Here is a 20551-nt window from a genome sequence, read left to right on the forward strand (position 1 = left end):
ATAGCCGCGTTCATCCACCGAGGAGAGTCCCATGCCGCACATGTTGTTGATCCATGAACCCGTCGGCCAGCGCGCCACCCGCACCGAGCTCGAAGGCCGCCATCTGTACGAGCGCATGCTGCGCTGGGGCGAGGACCTGCGCAGCCGCGGCCTGCTGCTGGCCGCGGAATCGCTAGCATCGACCGACCAGGCGGTGCGCGTCACGGCCGCGGCCGGAAAGGCGCGCATCGTCGACGGCCCGTTTGCCGAGGCCAAGGAAATGGTGGGCGGCTTCTTCCTGGTGAACGTCGGCACGCGCGAAGAAGCGGTCGCGCTGGCGCAGCAGTGCCCGGCGGCCGAATGGGCCACCGTCGAGGTGCGCGGCCTGGCGCCCTGTTTCGATCGCGAAAAATAAATGCGGCCGCATGTCGATTCGCGGCGCCGTCCTTCGTCGTAGGAGCGAGCGTCCCCCGGGCGCCGCCCCACGACAAGGAGAACAGCATGCGTTTCATGATCATCGTCAAGGCCACCCCCGACACGGAAGCCGGCATCATGCCCGCCCAATCCCTGTTCGACGCCATGTCCGCCTACAACCAGGAACTGGCCCGTGCCGGCGTCCTGCTCGACGCCAACGGTCTGCGCCCCAGCCGCGACGGCTGGCGCATCCGCTACGACGGGCAGCGCCGCAGCGTCACCGACGGTCCCTTCGCCGACACCAAGGAGCTGATCGCCGGCTACACCCTGATCCAGGTGCGCTCGCGCGAGGAAGCGATGGAGTGGTCGCGCCGTTTCCCCAATCCGCACGGCGAGTCCGCCAGTGCCGAGATCGAAGTCCGCCGCCTCTACGAGCCGGCCGACCTGCCTTTCTGACGCCCCTTCCGACAAGCCAAGAACCACAACCATCATGAAAGAACAGATCGCCATCACCCTTCCGGTGCAAGACCTCGAACGCAGCAAGCACTTCTTCAGCGCCCTCGGCTTCGACTTCGATGCCCGCTTCAGCAGCCAGAACGGCGCCGGGATGCGCGTCTCCGACGACATCTTCGTGATGCTGGCGCGCGAGGACTTCGCCCGGACCCTGTGCGCCAAGCCGCTGGCCGACCCGCGCACCAGCCGGATCGCGCTGCTGTGCCTGTTCTGCGACAGCCGCGCCGAGGTCGATGCCGTGGCCAGCAAGGCGCGGGAGCTGGGCGCCGCCCTGCCGGAACCGGCGGAAGAACACGGCTTCATGTACCAGCACGGCTTCGAAGACCTCGACGGCCACATGTGGGCGCTGACCTACATCGACAGCACGCCGGCGCAGGCAGAAGACGCGCAAGCCCAGATCTGATGGATGCCCAGGTCGAGCGCAGCATCGCCGCCGTCTGGCGCATCGAGTCGGCCAGGATCGTGGCGGTCGTGGCGCGCATGGTGCGCGACGTCGGCCTGGCCGAGGAGCTGGCCCAGGACGCTCTGGTGGTGGCCCTCGAGCACTGGCCGCGCCAGGGCATACCGGACAATCCCGGCGCTTGGCTCACCACCACGGCCAAGCATGCCGCGCTCGACCGCCTGCGCCGCGACCGCCTGCTGCGCCAGAAGCTGGAGCGCATCGGCCTCGACCTCGAAGCCCAGCAAGCCCTGGTCGTACCCGATTTCGTCGACAGCCTCGACGACGCCCGCCAGGACGTGATTGGCGACGACCTGCTGCGCCTGATGTTCACCGCCTGCCACCCGGTGCTCTCGCTCGACGCCCGCCTGGCGCTCACGCTCAAGCTGCTGGGCGGCCTGTCGACCCAGGAGATCGCCCGCGCCTTCCTGGTGCCGGAGGCCACCATGGCCCAGCGCATCGTGCGCGCCAAGCGCACCCTGGGCGAGGCGCGCGTGCCCTTCGAACTGCCGCCACCGAGCGAGCTGGGCGAACGCCTCGGCGCCGTGCTGGAAGCGGTCTACCTGATCTTCAACGAAGGCTATACCGCCACCGCCGGCGAGGACTGGATGCGCCCCGCCCTGCTCGAGGAAGCCTTGCGCCTGGGGCGCATGCTGGCCGAGCTGGCCCCGAGCGAGCCGGAGGCGCACGGCCTGGTCGCGCTGATGGAGCTGCAGGCCTCGCGCATGGGAGCGCGCCTCGACGCCGAAGGGCGCCCGGTGCTGCTGCTCGACCAGGACCGCGCGCGCTGGGACGGGGTGCTGGTGCGGCGCGGCCTGGCGGCGCTCGCGCGCGCCGCGCAGCTCGGCCAGGCGCGCGGCCCCTATGTGCTGCAGGCCGAGATCGCGGCCTGCCACGCCCGCGCCCGCGCTGCCGGCGACACCGACTGGCGGGCGATCGCGGCGCTGTACGCCGAGCTGGCGCAGGTCCAGCCTTCGCCGGTGGTCGAACTGAGCCGCGCGGTGGCAGTGGGCATGGCCGACGGTCCGGCCGCCGGCCTGCTGCTCGCCGATGCGCTGCTCCTGGACGGCAAGCTGGCCGGCTACCACTGGCTGCCGAGCGTGCGCGCCGACCTGCTCGCCAAGCTGGGACGCCTCGAGGAAGCGCGCCGCGAATTCGAACGCGCCGCCGCCATGACCGCCAACAGCCGCGAGCGCGAACTGCTGCTCGCACGCGCCCGCGCGCCGCACCCCTCTCCGTGAACCGGCGCAGATTGTCGGTGCTGTTGGAAGCAATGGCCTTATCATGCCCGGTATTCCAATAACATCACAATCCGGCTGGGAGTCCCGATGAAATTCCGCTTCTGGGGGGTGCGTGGTTCGATCCCGTCGCCAGGCCCACGCACGGCGCGCTACGGCGGCAACACCACCTGCATCGAAGTGCGCAGCGACGATGGCACCCTGATCATCCTCGACGCCGGCACCGGCCTGTTCCCGCTGGCCCAACGCCTGGTGGCGCAGCCGGCGCCGATCCAGGCCAACCTCTTCATCACCCACAGCCACTGGGACCACATCCATGGGCTGCCCTTCTTTACCCCGCTGTTCATCGAGGGCAGCCGGGTGCGCCTGCACGGCGCCCACGATCCGGCAAGCGGCCAGGGCATCGAGCACGTGATGGCGGTGCAGCTGCAGAACATCTACTTCCCGGTCAGCGAAACCCAGATGGATGCCACCATCGAGTACCGCACCCTCGACATCGGCACGCCGGTCGCGGTCGGCGATGCGGTGGTCGACAACGTCCTGATGAACCACCCGGTCACCAACCTCGGCTACCGGATCTCCTGCAATGGCCGCTCGCTGTTCTTCACTGGCGACCACGAACCCTGGCACAACCCCTATCCGCCGGGCGATTCGGCCTTCGACGCGTTCGAGGCGCACCTGGGCGAGCGCCAGCGCGCGATCGACGCCGCCATGGCGGGCGTGGACGCACTGGTCGTCGACTGCTCCTACACCCGCGAGGAATACCCGTCCAAGGCCGGCTGGGGCCACGGCACCTTCGATGCCGCCATCGAGATGGCGCTGCGCGTGGGCGCGCGCGCCCTGTACTGCACCCACCACGAGCCGACCCGCGGCGACGACGAGCTCGAGGCCGCATTCGCCGCCGTGATGGCGCGCTACCGCGAGCACCTGGGCGAGCTGCAGGTGCGGCTGGCCTTCGAAGGCCTGGAAATCACGCTGTGATGCATGCCGGCCAGGACCATCCTGCATCCTGGCCGTTTGCCGCTTACTCCTCGCCGCGGCTCGCTCCCTTCTCGACGAACACCGCCGCCGTGCGCGCCGGGATCGTGAAGCTGCCGTCGGCGTCGCCGTAGCCGGAGGTCTTCACCACCGGGTCAGTCGAGCTGACCTGCACCTGGTGCAGCTTGAACTTGCGCCCCTTGAGCTCCGGAATCGCGATCGTCTTCGCTTCCTTGTCCACGTTGAACAGCACCGCCACGCTGCGGTAGCGCGCGTCCGGGTAGCGGCCCGGCTGTTCCGCGTCGATGTGCATCACCACCAGGCCGGGCAGCTGGTCCGGCCCGGTATTGTAGAAGCGCAGGCGCTGTTCCACGTCCTTCGCGCTGCGCAGCCGGAACAGGCTGCTGTCGCTGCGGATCCGCAGCAGGTCTTCGAACGCCTCCCTGGCCGCCAGGATCGCCCTGGTGTCCGGCTTGATCAGCGGGTTTTCCAGCACTGGCCGCATCAGGTCCCAGTTGTCGCGGTTCTTGTCGGCGGAAGGCAAGCCCACGCCGAAGTTGTTCGACGCATAGCTGTAGTCGAGGCGGTTGAACCAGTCGCCCGCGTTGTAGCTGTCGCGGTCGAGCGACTTGGAACGCAGCAGCTCCTGGCCCGCATGAATGAAGGGAATGCCCTGCGAAAGCAGCACGATGGCCGCACCCAGGTTCTGCACCCGCACCCGGTCCGCCAGCGAGGTCGATTGCGGCAGGCGGAAGGCGTTGATGTCGAACAGGGTCTGGTTGTCGTGCTTCTCGACGTAGTTGATGGTCTCGACCGGGCTGGCGGTGTAGCCGGCGCGCTGGCCGAAGTAGTCGATGTCGGCATTGCTGCGCAGCGAACCGAAGCGGTCGACGAAGCGGTAGTCGCGCAGGGTGCCCGACAGGCCCACGCGCACCAGGTCGGCCAGGCGCAGCGCATCGTCGCGCGACTGCCTGGCCAGGTGGTTCGGGTCGACCCAGGCGCCGTTGATGAAGCCCTGCTGGCTAATCAGGTTCTCGCCGCCGTCGCAGCAGCCGCCGCCGCGCACCGTGTCGCGCAGGCGGTCGTTGAAGGAGCCGATGCCGGTGCCGAACAGGTTGGCCTGGCGCGCCGTCACGAAGCGCCGGTCATCGGCGACCGCGCCGAAGTTCCAGCCTTCGCCGTACAGGTAGATCTCGCGGCCGGCGGCCTGGTTCACGTGCGCCTGCAAGCCCTTCATCACGCTCAGCGGCGCGAAGCTCATGATGTCGAAGCGGAAGCTGTCGACCTTGTACGCGCTGGCCCACAGCGCCACCGAGTCGCGCATCAGCTTGGCCATCATGGTGTGCTCGGCGGCGGTGTCGGCGCAGCAGCTGTCGTTCAGGTTGGCGCCCTTCTCGTTCAGGCGGTAGTAATAGGCCGGCACGATCTTGTCTAGGGTCGACAGCGGTCCCTGCTGCGAGGCGCTGGTGTGGTTGTAGACCACGTCCATGGCGACCCGCAGGCCGGCCTCGTGCAGGCTCTGCACCATCTCGCGGAACTCGCGCACGCGCGCGGCGCCGTCGTTGGCGTTCGAAGCATAGCTGCCTTCCGGCGCGTTGTAGTGCACCGGATCGTAGCCCCAGTTGAAGCAGTCGGCATCGCGCACCGCCTCGATCGCGGCCTGCTGGGCGCTTGACGCCGGGCCGGCATCCGGGATCGCCGGCGACAGGCAGCCGGCTTCGTTGACGCTGGCGATGTCGAACACGGGCAGCAGGTGCACGTGGCTCAGGCCCGCCTTCTGCAGCGACTGCAGGTGGCGCATGCCGCGCGAGTTGCGTTCGGCGAAAGCCAGGTACTTGCCGCGCCGCGCGGCCGGCACCGAGTCGTCGTTGACCGAGAAGTCGCGCACGTGCAGCTCGTAGATGGAGATGTCGGCCGGGTGCGCGAGCGCCGGGATGCGATGCTTGTCCCAGTTGCGCGGCTTGAGCTCGGGGCTGTCGAGGTTGGCGAGAAAGCTGCGCGCGCTGTTGGCGTTCAGGCTCACCGAATAAGGGTCGGTGACGGTATTCGTCACCAGCGTGTTGTCGGCCCAGCGCGACAGCACCTTGACGGTATAGGTGTAGTAGGCGCGGTTGGTCCAGCCGGCGTTGGGCGCGGTGTAGCTCCATACCCCGGTGGCGCTATCCAGGCGCATCGGCAGCTGGCTGGCGGCGGGGGCGTTCGCGTCCGGATAGATGTCGAGCGCCACCGACTTGGCGGTCGGCGCCCACAGGCGGAAGGTCGGCACCCCGGCGCCGTTGAAGCTCACGCCGAGTTCGGTATTGACGGCGCGCGCGCCAAACACGTCGTCGAGCATGCCGGCGCTCTGCAGCGAGGTCACCTGCACCAGCTTGCCGGCCGCGTCGAACTGGGCGATCGCGAACTGGGCGCTAACCAGGGCCGCGACCCTGGCCGCATCAAACGCCGACAGGGCCAGGCCGGTGCTGCCCGCCAGGTGCGGGTAGTTCGCGCTGACCGCGTCCGGCAGCGGCGCCAGGCGCAGGTCCATGCTGCCGTCGGCACCGGTGACGCCAGCCGCGCCCGAGCCGAGGCCGCCGTTGACGGCGTAGTACAGCTTGTAGCTGCCGCTGGCAGGCGCGCCCGGCCAGGCCAGTGTCCCGGCGGCCAGCCAGTGGGCGCCGGCCTGGGCCAGGCTGCCGTAGCTGAGCGCGGGCGGCACGGTGTAGATGCTGCAGTCGCCCTCCAGCAGCCAGATCTCGTGGCCACGGCTACCCACGTCGGCGGGTAGCGGCGCGCCCTGGTCGGCGCCGCAGTTCTTGGTGCCGCTGCCGTCGGTGACGAGGAACCACAGGGCGGTCTTGTTTGCTGCCAGCGGGATGTCGACCCAGCCACCGAAATCGTCGCTCTGCGTGAACATGAAGCGGTCCGTGATCCAGGCCGAACTGGGCCTGGCCGGGCCGTCCCAGGAATACACGCCCCACTGGGCGGTGTCGTTCTGGACGCGGCGGAAATGGATGCGGATCGTGCCGGGCGCGACCGGCGCGGCGGCGCTTGCCGCCGGCTGCTGGGCGAAGGCACCGGCCGCGGGCAGGCCGATGCCGGCGACCGCCGCCAATAGTCCGCACACGGCCAAACCGTGCCGTAGCGGTGAAGTCAAACTACTTCTAGTGCGCATGGTGTCCCCTTTGTCATTGTTTTTACACGCCATTACCCGGGCAGCGAGGCCGCGAGCGGCAACGGTGGCGAGCGCCACCATGTAATATTACTACCAGCGTGCATACAAATGTAAAGGAACACGAAACAAATCCACGTGGTCGGGAGCCGTACGGTTGCGCTTCGCTCCCTTATGCACCATTGCCGGATCTGCAACTCAAATTCGATAAATTTCTTGCGCAAAGAATCACAAGACCGTAATATCCATTAGGAAATAAACGTTAATAATATTCAACATGGCGCTATCCGCCTTCCTACCCGGAGCTCTCTCATGATCGCTCGCACTACCATTGCGCTTGCCGCAGTCATGCTGTGTTACGCCAGCCAGGCAAACGCAGGACCGCTGTCCGCCAGCGAGATGCTTCAGCAGTTCAACGTTGTCGTCAGCGGCAACCTGAATTCGACCTCGCACGTCGACGGCCGCACCTATGTCGGCGGCAATGTGACTGGCGGAGACTATGTGCAGCACCCGGGCAGGACGGCGCCCTCGCGCTATGCCGGCCTGACCGTCGGCGGCAATACCGGCGGCAACGTGAAGGTGAATGGCCTGGGCGCTGTGGTCGGCGGCAACGCCAGCGGCCTGACCGTCAACGCCGGCGAAAGCCACATCGGCGGCGCGGCGTCGAACGCCAGCTTCAATGGCAATGTCTGGATCGGCGGCGCCGCTTCCAACGTGAATTTCGGCCAGAAGATCCACGCCGCCAGCTACAGCGGCGTCAACCTGAACGGCAAGGTGCTGGACGCGACCACGGCCACGATGGACGGCACGCTGGCGGCGTCGGCCTCTACCGATGTCGGATCGGTAATGGGCAGCCTGTCCTCCCAGTTGTCGGCGCTGCAGGCCACCGCCGGCACCTCAGTCCTGTTCAGCAACAACAACCAGCGGGTCACGTTTTTCGGCATCCCGGTCGACGGCTTGCTGGTGTTCGACCTGACCGCGCTCGACAGCAAGATCTTCTCGTCGACCACCACCGACCTGAGTTTCAGGCTGAACGGCGCCAGCACGGTCATCTTCAACACCGACGACAAGGTCCTGAATCTCAGCGCCAACTTCGACGAGGCGCGCAGCCTGGGCAGTTCGCTGATCTGGAATTTTGCAGGCGCCAACAGCGTGAGCGTCGGGCGCAGCTTCGGCGGCCAGGTGCTGGTGGCGGATGGCACGTTCAGCAATACCGGCGGCGCCAACGTCGAAGGCGGCGTGTATGCCAGGAGCCTAGACCAGTATGGCGAGATCCACCTGCAGGCCTTCACCGGATCGCTACCCGAATCCGTGGCGGTGCCGGAACCGGCGAGCCTGGGATTGCTGCTGACCGGCGTGGGGATGATGGGCTTCATGCGTTGGCGGCGCAAGGCCGCGCGGGTAAAAGGAGCCGGCGCGGCGGCATGAGCGCCAGCCGCTTCATGAATGCGGTTCAAGGCGGGCCCGGACCTGCGGCAGCCGGCACGCGTCCGGCGGCACCGGGCGCGAGAAGAAGTAGCCCTGCCCCTCGTCGCAGCCGAGGCTCTGCAGCAGCCACATCTGCTCCTGGCTCTCGATACCTTCGGCAACCACCCGCATGCCGAGCGCGTGCGCCATCGCGACCATCGAGGCGATCAGCGTGTCCCCTTCCGGTTCTGCGATCCGCAATATGAAGGCGCGGTCGATCTTGAGCACGTCGAAGCGCAGCTTCTGCAACTGCGACAGCGCCGAGTAGCCGGTGCCGAAGTCGTCGATGCACAGCTTGATGCCCAGTGCGCGCAGCTGGCTGAACACGGCCGACTGGCCGATCCCCTCCTGCATCATCGACGATTCGGTCACTTCGATTTCCAGCAGCGCCGGGTTGACGCCGTGGCGCGCAATCGCGCTGCGGAACTGGGCCATCACGTCGGACTGGCTGAACTGGCGCGGCGAGATGTTGACCGAGACCGGCACCAGGTCCGCCCCAGCGCGCGCCCAGCAGGCCAACTGGCGGCACACGCCGTCGATCACCTGCTCCCCCAGGCGCACGATTAGGCCGGTTTCTTCGAGCAGTCCGATGAAGCCGTCGGGACCGGTCAAGCCCTGGCCCGGGCGCTCCCAGCGCACCAGCGCCTCCATGGCGCAGACGGCGCCCGTGCGCAGGTCGACGCGCGGCTGGTAGTGAACGACGAACTGGCACCGGTCGAGCGCCTGACGTAGTTGCATTTCGGTCTCCAGCCTGCCCCGGATGGCTTCGAAGAAGCGCGGCTGGAAGAAGCAAAACCTGCCCTTCCCTTCGGTCTTGACGGCATACATCGCGATGTCCGCGTGCTTGAGCAGGGTCTGTGCATCACTGCCATGCTCGGGGAACAGGGCGATGCCGATCGACGCGCCGAGCACATGGGTGGCGTTCTGGAGCTGGAAGCCGTCCCGGAAAGCGGACAGCAGCTGCCGGGCTGCCTGTGCGACGTCGTCCGGCCCGGCGACCTGCTCCAGCACCACCACGAATTCGTCGCCGCCCAGGCGCACCACATGGTCACCCGGCCGCATCGCCATCTTCAGTCGCGTGCCGACGGTGCGCAGCAAGTCGTCGCCGGCCGCATGACCGAGGGCGTCGTTGACAGTCTTGAAGCCGTCCAGGTCGATGAACAGCACCGCCATCCCTTGCCCCGCGGCGCAGGCAGCGGCGATTGCCCGCGGCAGGTACTGCTGGATCCAGAAACGGTTGGGAAGCCCGGTCAGGGCGTCCGAATTACTGCGGCGCTCCAACTCGGTCAAGTAGGCCTTCGATTCGCTGATGTCGCGGATCGTCACCGCCAGGTCGGCCCCGTCGCGCACCGCCTTGTAGCGGATCCATCGTGCCTGCAGCGGCTGGTCCAGGCCCGGCGACACCGGCAGCTCACGCTCGTAGATGCCGCTGTCGAGTGCCTTGCACAGCCGTTCGCATGACTTCCGGAACAGCGCGCCCTGATAAAACTCGGACAGGCGATGCCCGATCAGCTCATCCGGACGCTTGCCGAACATGGCGGCCCCGTGCTGATTGCAGTCGACGACGCTGAAGTCGCGCACGACCCCATCCCGGTCGCGCACCGGACGGTTGATGAAGAAGCCGTCGCCCGCATTCTCCGTGGCGAGCCGGTAGGTGGCACGCAGCGACTCGATCTGATGGCGGCGCCAGCGCGCGTGGACATGCAGGCCGGCGCCGGCCAGCGCGGCCAGCAGGAGCACCGCGATACCGGCCCGGGTAACGCGCAACGTCGCTTCACGCACTTCCCGGAAGCGCGCCATCGCCGCGCTCTCGTCGAGCGCGACCACGGCGGCCAGAGCGGGGACATGAAAGCGCCGCCACGCCGCCACGCGGGTCCGTCCGTCGGCGAACCATGCGCGTCCGTCGAGCCACTCCGTCCCTTCCGGCGCATGGACAAGCGGCGAGGCCAGCAGGAAGGGTTTCTTGTAGGAATGGATGGTGGAACCGCTGCGGCTGGCGAGGATGGCGCCGTTTGCGTCCATCACGGCAACGAAACCATGGCTGCCCATGGTCGGCGCGGCATAGTGCTGGGTGAAGAACGCAGGCAGGACCGTGATCACGACCAAGCCATCGAAGCTGCCCCCCGACGTCAGCAGGGGACGCGAAAACGCCACCACTTCGCGCCCGGTCAACTCGCCGTCAAAAGGCGCGCTCAGCTGGAGCTGATCGGCACCGGACGCCCGCTGCGCGGTGAAAAACGCGAAGGCGCCGACATCCATGCCGACGGCTCGCGGGTGAGTGCTGGACGTGACCACGCCGTGGCGGTCGATGATGAGAATTGCGGAGATATATTCACGAGAGAATATCCCTGACTCAAGGGTGCCAGCCAGGCCGTTGCGCTGGCCGGGCCTGCCCCAGCCGTGGCGCACCAGCCGCAGCAGGCGGTCGCAGTCGGCAACCGAGCGCTGCGTGCGGATGACCAGATTCTGCATGAAGGCGTCGACCTGGCGCTCCAGCGCGGCTGCATGGTCGCGCTGCGCGTGCCGGATATCGCGCGCTGCATGGTCCCACCAGGCGGCAGCCAGTCCCAATGCACCTGCGGCCCACAAGAGCAGCAGCCACCGCTGACGGCGGAGAAAAACCAGCACTGGCGGGACTACGGCGGAAACGGACAAATGATCGGTCGGCAAGGTCTCTTCGCTGCACGCGTGAATATATGGACGGCATGGACGGGGCGTATCGCAGTATACCCCGTGAAACGATGCCGTCCATACATTCGGCCGCATGCGACCCCGCGCATGAAATCAAAGGCCCCCTTGCCCTGCAAGCTGGCGAGCCTGCGGGACAAGGGGGCCTCGATGATGCCCGAAACGCCGGGCAGCGCATGCCGCTTGGCCTGCTTACATGATGTGGGTGCCGATCCACCAGGCGATCGCCGCCATGAAGGCCGACGCCGGAATCGTGAAGATCCAGGCCCAGACGATGTTGCCCGCCACGCCCCAGCGCACCGCCGACATCTTCTGCGAGGCGCCCACGCCGACGATCGCGCCGGTGATGGTGTGGGTGGTCGAGACCGGGATGCCGAAATAGCTCGACATCAGGAGGGTCATGGCGCCGCCGGTTTCCGCGCAGAAGCCGCCGACCGGCTTGAGCTTGGTGATCTTCTGACCCATGGTCTTGACGATGCGCCAGCCGCCGAACAGCGTGCCGAAGGCGATCGCGGCATAGCAGGAGATGATGACCCAGGCCGGCGGATGGGTGTCGTTGACGCTGACGTAGCCGGCCGCGATCAGGAGCATCCAGATGATGCCCATGGTCTTCTGGGCGTCGTTGCCGCCATGGCCCAGCGAGTAGGCGGCGGCCGACGCCAGCTGCAGGCGGCGGAACCAGGTGTCGACCTTGCGCGGCGTCGATTTCACGAAGGTCCAGGACACGATCAGCATGATGATCGAGCCGAGCGCGAAGCCGAGCAAGGGCGCGACCACGATGAAGGCCACGGTCTTGATCAGGCCACCGGAGATCAGCGAGCCGGTGCCCGCCTTGGCCACCGCCGCGCCCACCAGACCGCCGATCAGCGCGTGCGAGGACGAGGACGGGATGCCGTAGTACCAGGTGATGATGTTCCAGGCGATCGCTCCCACCAGCGCGCCGAAGATGACGTAGTGGTCGACCACGTGCGGGTCGATGGTGCCCTTGCCGATGGTTTGCGCCACCTTCATGTTGACCACGAAGATCGCGATGAAGTTGAAGAAGGCGGCCATGGCCACCGCGTGCTGGGGCTTGAGCACGCCGGTCGACACCACGGTGGCGATCGAGTTCGCCGAGTCGTGGAAGCCGTTCATGAAGTCGAACACCAGTGCCAGCAGCACCAGGGAGCCCAGCACGTAAATGCTGATGTTAATAGTTTCCATGTTTGTTCTTGTTGTGCGCGTGGCGCGGTTGTCCGTTACGCGTTCTCGACGATGATGCCTTCGACGATGTTCGCCACGTCTTCGCAACGGTCGGTGACGGTTTCGAGGATCTCGTAGATGGCCTTCATCTTGATCAGGTTGCGCACGTCCGGCTCGTCGCGGAACAGCTTGGACATGGCGGCGCGCATCACGTGGTCGGCGTCGGATTCGAAACGGTCGATCTCTTCGCAGATGGCGACGATCTTCTGGGCGTTGCCCATGTCATGCAGCAGCGCGACGGCTTCCTGCACCTTCTTGCAGGCCGACAGGCACAGTTCGGCCAGGCGCGCGGCTTCCGGGGTCACGGCGTGCAGGTCGTACAGCGACACCGTCTGGGCCGCGTCTTCCATCATGTCGAGGATGTCGTCCATGCTGGTGATCAGCTTGTGGATGTCGTCGCGGTCGAGCGGGGTGATGAAGGTCTTGTGCAGCAGGTCGACGCATTCGTAGGTGATCTTGTCTGCTTGTTTTTCGATGCTTTCGACGGCGTGGGTGCGGTTTTCCAGGTCGTCGAAGTTGGTCATCAGGCCAACCATTTCCTGTGCCCCCTTCACGCACAGGGCGGCGTGTTGGTTGAACAGGTCAAAAAACTTGCCCTCCTGGGGCATCAGGCGTCCGAACATATTATTCTCCGTTGTGAATCTCTTGGGACTTCGAGACCGCTGCCACGGCTGGCAGCGGCGAGGTGGTAAATTCGCGGCTTGTTGCTGTTAATCGCCCTGATAGATGCTCAGGTTACCGCTGTAGTTGCCAAACTTGGTGTAGGAGCCGATCCAGGTAAGACGAATCGCCCCGATCGGGCCATTACGCTGCTTACCGATGATGATTTCGGCGGTTCCTTTATCCGGCGAGTCGGGGTTGTAGACCTCGTCGCGATACAGGAAGATGATAACGTCCGCATCCTGTTCGATAGCGCCCGATTCGCGCAGGTCGGACATGACGGGTCGTTTATTGGGTCGCTGTTCCAGGGAACGGTTCAGCTGGGACAGTGCGATGACGGGACAATGCAGCTCTTTCGCCAGGCCTTTCAGGCTTCGCGAAATCTCGGAAATCTCGGCGGCGCGGTTGTCGCCCGGCTGGCTGCCCTGCATCAGCTGCAGGTAGTCGACGATGATCAGGCCCAGTTTGCCGCACTGGCGCGCCAGGCGTCGTGCCCGCGCGCGCATTTCGATGGGATTGAGCGCCGGCGTCTCGTCGATATAGAGCTGGGCGTCATTCATCTTCTGAATCGCGTGCGTCAGGCGCGGCCAGTCTTCGTCGTTCAGGCGGCCGGTACGCAGGCGGTGCTGGTCGAGCTGGCCCACGGAACCGAGCATACGCATGGCCAGCTGGGCGCCGCCCATTTCCATGGAAAACACAGCCACCGGCAGGCCGGCCTCGATCGCCACGTTCTCGCCGATGTTGACCGAGAACGCGGTCTTGCCCATCGACGGGCGGCCGGCGACGATCACCAGGTCGCCCGGCTGCAGGCCGGAGGTCATGCGATCGAGGTCGATGAAGCCGGTCGGCACGCCGGTGATCTCGCCCTGGTTCTCGCGCGAGTACAGCTCGTCGATGCGCTCGACCACCTGGGTGAGCAGCGGCTGGATCGGGTTCCAGCCCTGCTGGCCCCGGGCACCGGTTTCGGCGATCGCGAAGATCTTCGATTCGGCTTCGTCCAGCATCTGCTTGACTTCCTTGCCCTGCGGGTTGAAGGCGTTGCCCGAGATTTCGTCGGCGACCGTGATCAGGTTGCGCAGGATGCCGCGGTCGCGCACGATCTCGGCGTAGCGCCGGATGTTAGCCGCCGAGGGCGTGTTCTGCGCCATCGCGTTCAGGTACTGCAGGCCGCCCACCTCCTCGGCCTTGCCCAGCATGTTGCAGGCTTCGTAGACCGTGATCACGTCGGCCGGCTTGCCGGCGTTGATCAGGCGGACCATCTGTTCGAAGATGATGCGATGGTCGTAGCGGTAGAAATCCTCGGCGTGCATGAAGTCGGCAATGCGGTCCCAGGCCGCGTTATCGCGCAGCAGGCCGCCGATGACGGACTGTTCTGCTTCGATGGAATGCGGCGGGATGCGCAGGGAATCGACTTGCGGATCGGATGGGGAATTCATGGCGGGCATTATACCGTTTCCGGTCACACGGCTGAAATAATTGGCGAGTTTCCGGGAATAAAAAAAGCCGGGCGAACCCGGCTTTTTTCAATTATACAACAGCAGCTTAAGCGGCTTCGCCGACGACGGCGATGGTGATCTCGGACACGACGTCGGTGTGCAGCGCGACGGAGACCGGGAATTCGCCGGTGGTCTTCAGCGGGCCGGTCGGCATGCGAACCTGCGACTTCTCGACCGGGAAACCTTGCTTGCTCAGGGCTTCGGCGATGTCGAAGTTGGTGACCGAACCGAACAGACGGCCGTCCACGCCCGCCTTCTGGGCGATGGTGACGGTCATGCCGCTCAGCTTGTCGCCTTGCGCCTGGGCAGCTGCCAGCTTCTCGGCTGCTGCTTTTTCCAGTTCGGCGCGCTTGACTTCGAACTCGGCCACGGCGGCCTGGGTAGCGCGGCGTGCCATCTTTTGCGGGATCAGGAAGTTACGTGCGTAACCGTCCTTGACTTTGACGACGTCGCCCAGGTTACCGACGTTGACGACTTTTTCGAGCAGGATAACTTGCATATTTATTCTCCAGGTATTCTGACTGACGTGCCGCTGATTAAGCGTTGTGCAGGTCGGTGTACGGCAGCAGCGCGAGGTAGCGTGCGCGCTTGATGGCGGTGTCGACCTGGCGCTGGTAGTGCGCCTTGGTGCCGGTCAGGCGTGCCGGCATGATCTTGCCGTTTTCCTGGACGAAGTCCTTCAGGGTGTCGACGTCTTTGTAATCCACTTGCTCAACGCCGGCGGCGGTGAAGCGGCAGAACTTCTTGCGCTTGAACAGCGGGTTCTGCTGTTTGCGCTTCATTTTTTCTTTGGCTTTGTTTTTGTCGAACTTTTTACCGAATGCCATTTCGAGGCTCCTGTATCTAATCTAAGTTGCGCCAACCTACAGTTAGGCGGCACTGAAATCAATGATGTGAAACACCAAGGCTTTGCTGTTGCGGTTTTTTCGTGCAAGGAATCCGTCGAAGCGGTAGGCGGCGCCGAGTTCGGCGCTTTCCAGCCTGCCTGAAATCTCGCCTGCGCCGAGCGCGGGGATTTCAAACGCGACCTGCCTTGCCACTCCGGCCTCGACCTGCTGCGAATCGTGCATCAGGATCGCGCCCACGATGGGGACGCCGGCCGGGGTGAAACGCAGGACGTCTCGCTCCGCGATGGTCGCGATGAGCTGGAACCGGTTCACTGCGCTCTACGAATTCCCGAGAAAAAACTTAGGCAGCAGCGGCCGGGGCAGCAGCAGCTGCTTCAGCGCGGTGGCTCTTGGCTGCGTCTTCGCGCTGGACCGACTTCATCATCGGCGACGGTGCGGTTTCGGCCTTCTTCATCTTGACGGTCAGGTGACGCAGGACGGCATCATTGAACTTGAATGCGGTTTCCAGCTCGACCAGGGTCTCGTTGTCGCACTCGATGTTCATGCAGATGTAGTGAGCCTTCGGCAGCTTCTGGATCTGGTAAGCCATCTGGCGACGGCCCCAGTCTTCCACGCGATGGATGTTACCGCCGCGGCTGGTGACCGTGGTCTTGTAACGCTCGATCATCGCCGGAACTTGCTCGCTCTGGTCCGGGTGGACGATAAAAACGATTTCATAATGACGCATGCAACACTCCTTGAGGACGTTTAAACAAATGCCCACCTCGGCGTCAAGACGAGTGTGGGAAGGGAAAGCCTTCGATTATAGCCTGAAAACTCGGCGGATGGAAACCCGGGCATGGTCCGGGCCGGCGACGGACCGCAAAAAGCGGGCAGGTGCGCCACGAATGCAGCAGTTGCGCACATTTTTTGCAGTTTTCCCGTGTTTGCCCTTGCGTATATCAGAATACTGTACAAAAATACAGTCTGCTCTTACAACTAATGCCGTATACCACCCATGCTCAAGCTCACTGCAAGGCAAGAACAGATCCTTAACCTGATCAAGGAAGCGATCGAAAACACCGGCTTCCCGCCGACCCGCGCCGAAATCGCGGCCGAGCTGGGTTTCAAGTCGGCCAATGCGGCCGAAGAACACCTGCAGGCCCTGGCGCGCAAGGGCGCGATCGAGATTTCGCCGGGCACCTCGCGCGGCATCCGCCTGGTCGGCGCCTCGGTCGAGCAGATCCCGATGCCGCCCCCGAACCTCATGATGTCGCTGCCGCTGGTTGGCCGCGTAGCCGCCGGTTCGCCGATCCTGGCCCAGGAACACGTCGAGGCCACCTACTCCGTGGACGCCGCCATGTTCTCGGCGCGCCCCGACTTCCTGCTGAAGGTCAAGGGCTGGTCGATGCGCGATGCCGGCATCTGCGACGGCGACTTCCTGGCCGTCAAGAAGATCGACAGCGCCAAGAACGGCCAGATCGTGGTGGCCCGCCTGGGCGAAGAAGTCACCGTCAAGCGCTACCGCAAGACCGGCAACCTGGTCGAACTGCTGCCGGAGAATCCGGACTTCAAGGTGATCCAGGTGAACCCGGAAGACGAGTTCGCGCTCGAGGGTCTCGCTGTCGGCCTGATGCGCAGCTGGCACTAAGAGCGCCCAACAATTCCCTTTTTGTTAGGCGCTCCAGTCGTGAAGCCGCCTCCCCGGCGGCTTACTGAATCTTCTTGTCCGCCCAGTGTGAATCCTTCTTGATGGAATTCACTACCTTGTTGTGCTCCGCCACGTAGGCCTCGGTCGCCGAGCGCCAGGCAGCATAGTCGGCCAGCACCAGCTTCGAACTCACCTTCGCTTCCTCGCTCAGGTTTTCCTGCAGCTGCGCCAGGTAGGCGTTCGATTGCTCGATCTCTTCCTTGTTCATCAGCTTCTGGACGTCGGCCGGAATCCGCTTGGACAGCGGCATCGCCGCGTTCAGGTTGGTGACGTACTTGTTGTAGCACTCCTGCCAGGTCTGCACGGCCGCACTGATGCGGTCGATGTCGGCATTGACCTTTGACATTGCCGGAATGCGCGGCGTGGTGCAGCGGAACTCGCCCGATTTCAGGTCTTCGCCGTCATAGCCCTTGATCCAGTAATCGATGTCCTTGCGGCGCTTGGCGCGCTGCTCGATCAGCTCGAGCGAAGCGATCGCGACCTTGTTGCCCTTGGCGGCGGCTTTCTTGAACAGGTCGAGCGCCCTGGCTTCATCGACCTCCCCTGCCTCGCCGTAGAAATACATCTGGCCCAGCGCCTGCTGGGCGGCCGGATTGCCGGCATTGGCCAGCTTGGTGTAGATCTTCAGCGCGCCCGCGTAGTCCTTCTTGTCGAACAGGGCATTGGCGTCTTCCAGCTCGCCGGCAAAGGCGGCGCCGCACAGCAGCAGGGATGCAAGGAACAGCTTGGTCTTCATGGGCAGGTGGATGAGGTAAATGGAAAGCCCATGATAGCGGCAATGTGCCGCCCTGCTCAACCGCTGAAACAAAATGATGGGCATAGGGGTGATCTGGTCCAGTGGACCGGATCACGCTCCGCCGACCGCGCGTTCAACACCAGTATGCATTGCGGCAGAGCATGCCGAAGTTGAACGCGCGGTCGGACAAGCCGACCACCCTACATATGCCTTATGCGTCGAGCGCCTGGCGGAAGTCCGCCAGCAGGTCCTCGGTGTCCTCGATGCCCACCGAGACCCGGATCAGGGACTCGGCGATGCCCATGCTGGCGCGCCGCTCTGCGCCCATCTCGAAGAAGATGGTGTGCGCCACCGGGATCACCAGGGTGCGGGTGTCGCCCAGGTTGCTGGCCGGGATGCCGAGCTTCAGGCGGTTCAGGTAGTCGAAGGGGTCGATGCTGTCGACCAGCTCGAAGCTCATCAGGGAACCGCCGGTACGGAACAGCGACGTGACGATGCCGTTCTGCGGATGCGAAGCCAGGCCCGGATAGTGGACCGCCGCCACGCGCTCATCCGCCTCCAGCATCCGCGCCAGCGCCAGCGCGTTGGCGCTGGTACGCTCCATGCGCAGCGCCAGCGTCTCGGCGCCCACCGCGATGTGGTGCGCCGCTTCCGGCCCGAGGGCCGCGCCGAAGTCGCGCAGGGCCTTGGCGCGCAGCTGGGCCAGGCCCTGGGCAGCTGGCGGCTGCTTGCGGAAGTTGGCCGCGATGTGCGGGTAGGCGCTCCAGTCGAACAGGCCGGTGTCGGTCAGGGCGCCGCCGAGCGCGATGCCGTGGCCGGCGATCGACTTGGTCAGCGAGTTGACCACCAGGCCCGCCCCCACCGCCTTCGGGCGGAACAGGTAAGGCGTGGTCATGGTGTTGTCGACCACGTACAGGATGCCGCGCTCGCGGCACAGCTGGCCGATGCGCGCCAGGTCCGCCACCTGGGTGCGCGGGTTGGCGATGGTCTCGACGAACACCATGCGGGTATCGGGACGCAGCGCCGCTGCCACGTTGGCGACGTCGGTCGCATCGACGAAGTCCACCGCCACGCCCTGGCTCGATACCGTCTGCCACAGGCTGTTGGTGTTACCGAACAGGAAGGACGACGAGACGATGTGGTCGCCCGCCCTCAGCAGGCCCTGGAACAGCGCGCCGATCGCGCCCATGCCGGTGGCGAAGCAGATGGTGCCGACCCCGTCTTCCATCTTGCTGATCTTGTCCTCGAGCGCGCTGACCGTCGGGTTGCCCTGGCGGCCGTAGCGGAAGCCCGGTTCCTTGCCCTGGAAGACCGAGGCCAGCTGGCGCGCGTCCTGGTAGCCGAAGGCCACCGAGGTATGCACCGGCTTGTGCAGCGAGCCCTGCTCGATCGCTTTGCGGCGGTCGTTGTGCAGGATGGTGGTGGTGAAACCGTACTTCTGCTCGCTCATGGTCTTACTCCGCCGTGGCCGGACGGTTGAGGTTGAGCTGATTGGTGGCCGCATCCTCGACGCCCTTGCTGCCGCCCTTGTGGCGCGCCGATTCCTGGCGGTCGAGGTATTCCGGGGTCACGTCGCCGGTCACGTAGACGCCGTCGAAGCAGGAGGCCTCGAAATTCTTCAGCGCCGGGTTGACGTCCGAGATCGCCTTCTTGAGCGCATCCACGTCCTGGTAGACCAGGCGGTCGGCGGTGATCTCCGCGCAGATTTCCTCATTGGTGCGGCCGTGGGCGATCAGCTCGTCGCGGGTCGGCATGTCGATGCCGTACACGTTCGGGTACAGCACCGGCGGCGCGGCCGAAGCGAAGAACACCTTGCGCGCGCCGGCGTCGCGCGCCATTTGCACGATCTCGCGGCTGGTGGTGCCGCGCACGATCGAGTCGTCGACCAGCAGCACGTTCTTGTCCTTGAATTCGGAGGCGATCGCGTTGAGCTTCTGGCGCACCGACTTCTTGCGCATGTTCTGGCCCGGCATGATGAAGGTGCGGCCGATGTAGCGGTTCTTGATGAAGCCTTCGCGGTACTCGACACCGAGCTTCAGCGCCAGCTGGATCGCGGCCGGACGCGAGGAATCGGGGATCGGCATCACGACGTCGATCTCGTCGACCGGGATCTCCTTGCGGATCTTGTCGGCCAGGTATTCGCCCATCCGCAGGCGGGTCGCGTAGACCGAGGCGCCATCGATCACCGAGTCCGGACGGGCCAGGTAGACGTACTCGAAGGCGCAAGGGTTCAGCGACGGGTTCTCGGCGCACTGGCGCTCGTGCAGCTGGCCGTCGTTGGTGATGAACACCGCTTCGCCCGGCGCGATGTCGCGCACGAAGCGGAAGCCCAGGCCTTCCAGCGCCACCGATTCGCTCGCCACCAGGTACTCAAGGCCATGCTCGCCCTCGTTCACGCCCAGGCACAGCGGACGGATGCCGAACGGGTCGCGGAAGGACAGCATGCCGTGGCCGGCGATCTGCGCCACCACGGCGTACGCCCCGCGCACGCGGCGATGCACCGCCGCCACCGCCTTGAAGATGGCGTCGGTGTCCAGCTTGTAGCCGTCGGCCGCTTCCTGGATCTCGTGGGCCAGCACGTTGAGCAGCACTTCCGAATCGGAATCGGTATTGATGTGGCGGCGGTCGTTCTTGAACAGCTCTTCCTTGAGCTGGGCCTGGTTGGTCAGGTTGCCGTTGTGGGCCAAGGTGATGCCGAAGGGCGCGTTCACGTAGAACGGCTGCGCCTCTTCCTCGCTCGAGGAGCCGGCGGTCGGATAGCGGCAGTGGCCGATACCGGTATTGCCCTGCAGCGTACGCATGTTGCGGGTACGGAACACGTCGCGCACGAGGCCGTTGGCCTTGTACATCGAGAACATGCTGCTGTGATTGGTTGCAATACCCGCCGCGTCCTGGCCGCGGTGCTGCAGCAGCAGCAATGCGTCATACAGAAGCTGGTTGACGGGATTGTTCGAGACGACGCCGACGATGCCACACATGGTGCGCTCCTAAAACTGGACTGCTTGATTACGA

19 protein-coding genes are annotated in these 20551 nt (G+C 65.3%); 7 read left to right on the forward strand and 12 right to left on the reverse strand.

The window, feature by feature from the left end; all coding sequences use genetic code 11:
* The first annotated feature begins 31 nt into the window (after window positions 1-31).
* The 5 genes from MasN3_RS19390 (at window position 32) to MasN3_RS19410 (ending at window position 3564) form a co-directional block, all read left to right on the forward strand.
* Complete coding sequence (locus tag MasN3_RS19390) at window positions 32-394, forward strand: YciI family protein (RefSeq protein WP_281909423.1); 363 nt, start codon at window positions 32-34, stop codon at window positions 392-394.
* 86 nt (window positions 395-480) lie between these two features.
* Complete coding sequence (locus tag MasN3_RS19395; protein WP_281909425.1) at window positions 481-849, forward strand: YciI family protein; 369 nt, start codon at window positions 481-483, stop codon at window positions 847-849.
* Between the two features lie 34 nt (window positions 850-883).
* Window positions 884-1309 (forward strand): VOC family protein, encoded by a 426-nt coding sequence (locus MasN3_RS19400; RefSeq protein ID WP_281909426.1) that lies wholly within the window; start codon window positions 884-886, stop codon window positions 1307-1309.
* On the forward strand, window positions 1306-2586 hold the full coding sequence (locus MasN3_RS19405) for an RNA polymerase sigma factor (RefSeq protein WP_281914551.1): 1281 nt from the start codon (window positions 1306-1308) through the stop codon (window positions 2584-2586). Before MasN3_RS19400 ends, MasN3_RS19405 begins: the two co-directional genes overlap by 4 nt.
* An 87-nt stretch (window positions 2587-2673) precedes the next feature.
* A complete protein-coding gene (locus MasN3_RS19410) occupies window positions 2674-3564 on the forward strand; it encodes an MBL fold metallo-hydrolase (RefSeq protein WP_281909428.1) in 891 nt (296 codons plus the stop codon).
* 43 nt (window positions 3565-3607) lie between these two features.
* Here the strand turns inward: MasN3_RS19410 and pulA are convergent, their stop codons facing one another.
* On the reverse strand, window positions 3608-6667 hold the full coding sequence (gene pulA / locus MasN3_RS19415) for a pullulanase-type alpha-1,6-glucosidase (RefSeq protein ID WP_281909431.1): 3060 nt from the start codon (window positions 6665-6667) through the stop codon (window positions 3608-3610).
* A 357-nt stretch (window positions 6668-7024) separates the two neighbouring features.
* On the opposite strand from pulA, the gene MasN3_RS19420 reads away from it, so the two are divergent.
* Window positions 7025-8140 carry a collagen-binding domain-containing protein gene (locus tag MasN3_RS19420; protein ID WP_281909432.1) on the forward strand — a complete coding sequence of 372 codons (1116 nt, stop codon included), beginning with the start codon at window positions 7025-7027 and terminating at the stop codon, window positions 8138-8140.
* 12 nt (window positions 8141-8152) lie between these two features.
* Here MasN3_RS19420 and MasN3_RS19425 read toward each other — a convergent pair whose 3' ends face one another.
* The 8 genes from MasN3_RS19425 to rpsF all read right to left on the reverse strand — a co-directional run bounded on the left by MasN3_RS19425 (window position 8153) and on the right by rpsF (window position 15840).
* Window positions 8153-10849 (reverse strand): bifunctional diguanylate cyclase/phosphodiesterase, encoded by a 2697-nt coding sequence (locus MasN3_RS19425; RefSeq protein ID WP_281909433.1) that lies wholly within the window; start codon window positions 10847-10849, stop codon window positions 8153-8155.
* Window positions 10850-11059: 210 nt separating this feature from the next.
* Window positions 11060-12070 carry an inorganic phosphate transporter gene (locus tag MasN3_RS19430; RefSeq protein WP_281909434.1) on the reverse strand — a complete coding sequence of 337 codons (1011 nt, stop codon included), beginning with the start codon at window positions 12068-12070 and terminating at the stop codon, window positions 11060-11062.
* A gap of 35 nt (window positions 12071-12105) precedes the next feature.
* Window positions 12106-12732 (reverse strand): DUF47 domain-containing protein, encoded by a 627-nt coding sequence (locus MasN3_RS19435; RefSeq protein WP_281909435.1) that lies wholly within the window; start codon window positions 12730-12732, stop codon window positions 12106-12108.
* Between the two features lie 87 nt (window positions 12733-12819).
* Entirely contained in the window at window positions 12820-14205 is a 1386-nt protein-coding gene (locus MasN3_RS19440) for a replicative DNA helicase (RefSeq protein WP_281909437.1), read from the reverse strand.
* Between the two features lie 106 nt (window positions 14206-14311).
* Window positions 14312-14764, reverse strand: a complete 453-nt coding sequence (gene rplI, locus MasN3_RS19445; RefSeq protein WP_281909439.1) for a 50S ribosomal protein L9 — start codon at window positions 14762-14764, stop codon at window positions 14312-14314.
* 37 nt (window positions 14765-14801) lie between these two features.
* Entirely contained in the window at window positions 14802-15092 is a 291-nt protein-coding gene (gene rpsR, locus MasN3_RS19450; RefSeq protein ID WP_027866749.1) for a 30S ribosomal protein S18, read from the reverse strand.
* A gap of 42 nt (window positions 15093-15134) precedes the next feature.
* On the reverse strand, window positions 15135-15425 hold the full coding sequence (priB, locus tag MasN3_RS19455; protein ID WP_281909440.1) for a primosomal replication protein N: 291 nt from the start codon (window positions 15423-15425) through the stop codon (window positions 15135-15137).
* Between the two features lie 28 nt (window positions 15426-15453).
* Window positions 15454-15840 (reverse strand): 30S ribosomal protein S6, encoded by a 387-nt coding sequence (gene rpsF, locus MasN3_RS19460; protein ID WP_020656856.1) that lies wholly within the window; start codon window positions 15838-15840, stop codon window positions 15454-15456.
* Between the two features lie 270 nt (window positions 15841-16110).
* Here rpsF and lexA point away from each other — a divergent pair, with 270 nt between their 5' ends.
* On the forward strand, window positions 16111-16743 hold the full coding sequence (gene lexA, locus MasN3_RS19465; RefSeq protein WP_281909445.1) for a transcriptional repressor LexA: 633 nt from the start codon (window positions 16111-16113) through the stop codon (window positions 16741-16743).
* A gap of 61 nt (window positions 16744-16804) precedes the next feature.
* Here lexA and MasN3_RS19470 read toward each other — a convergent pair whose 3' ends face one another.
* The 3 genes from MasN3_RS19470 to purF form a co-directional block, all read right to left on the reverse strand.
* Window positions 16805-17539 (reverse strand): tetratricopeptide repeat protein, encoded by a 735-nt coding sequence (locus MasN3_RS19470; protein ID WP_281909447.1) that lies wholly within the window; start codon window positions 17537-17539, stop codon window positions 16805-16807.
* 211 nt (window positions 17540-17750) lie between these two features.
* Complete coding sequence (locus MasN3_RS19475; RefSeq protein WP_281909449.1) at window positions 17751-18989, reverse strand: cystathionine gamma-synthase family protein; 1239 nt, start codon at window positions 18987-18989, stop codon at window positions 17751-17753.
* A 4-nt stretch (window positions 18990-18993) separates the two neighbouring features.
* A complete protein-coding gene (gene purF / locus MasN3_RS19480; protein WP_281909452.1) occupies window positions 18994-20517 on the reverse strand; it encodes an amidophosphoribosyltransferase in 1524 nt (507 codons plus the stop codon).
* Between the last annotated feature and the right edge of the window lie 34 nt (window positions 20518-20551).

Origin of the sequence: Massilia varians (assembly GCF_027923905.1) — a bacterium.
Taxonomy (GTDB): domain Bacteria; phylum Pseudomonadota; class Gammaproteobacteria; order Burkholderiales; family Burkholderiaceae_D; genus Telluria; species Telluria varians_B.